Raw genomic sequence first — 644 nt, forward strand, 5'->3', positions numbered from 1 at the left:
TCTCTATGCTTGAGCTTGGATCTGATACTGACGTTGAGCCGTCACTAGCTGATTGTAGAGGCCCGCATCAGGGATAAGGCTCTTGTTGCGCTCACCTAAAGTGCGGCGCTCGTGGCCTGACAAATTATGATAAACGTCTTCAGGAAGATCGAACGTATCTTCTGGCAAGTAGGTTAGGGCGTCTGGTTTTAGGTAGTGGCTTAACTTTGCAGATGGCAGACCCGCATTATGGAATTGTTTCGCTTGTAATGCGGCGAGTTCGTAGCTGCTGCTATCGGAGCGCAAAGCTTGAGGCTGAGAGAGCCCAAACTGTTGACGAAGAATCTCGTCGCTTGTGGCCGTTTCTTTAATTTCTTCAACCGGTACGACATCTCGAACATCGTTTGAGAACATAGACAAAATCAGCGAAAAATCGGCACGACGACCTTCGTGAACAGCATGGTTGATACCGTTGCCGAACTGAATTTCGTTGATAATTGCTGCTTTGTCTAACGTATGAATTTGCATGATGTTCCTCTTGAGATGCTTTTATAACGGCGCATCAAAGAAGAACTTTAGGAAAAAGAAGAGATTAAATGGGTATTTTTAAGCGAGAAAAGAAAAAGCTCGCTGATTCAGCGAGCTTTTAAAATAAGACTAAATTG

At 44.6% G+C, this 644-nt stretch carries 1 protein-coding gene; it reads right to left on the minus strand.

Annotation, left to right across the window (positions count from 1 at the left end; all coding sequences use genetic code 11):
• Positions 1–3: 3 nt before the first annotated feature.
• Positions 4–507, minus strand: coding sequence for a VC2046/SO_2500 family protein (locus R7Q09_RS26315; protein WP_005494471.1), 504 nt, complete (start codon positions 505–507; stop codon positions 4–6).
• Between the last annotated feature and the right edge of the window lie 137 nt (positions 508–644).

The sequence above is a fragment of the Vibrio sp. 2130-1 genome (assembly GCF_033339515.1).

Coding starts and splice junctions, on each gene's coding strand:
- R7Q09_RS26315 (WP_005494471.1), bottom strand. CDS start 507: ATGCAAATTCATACGTTAGACAAAGCAGCAATTATCAACGAAATTCAG.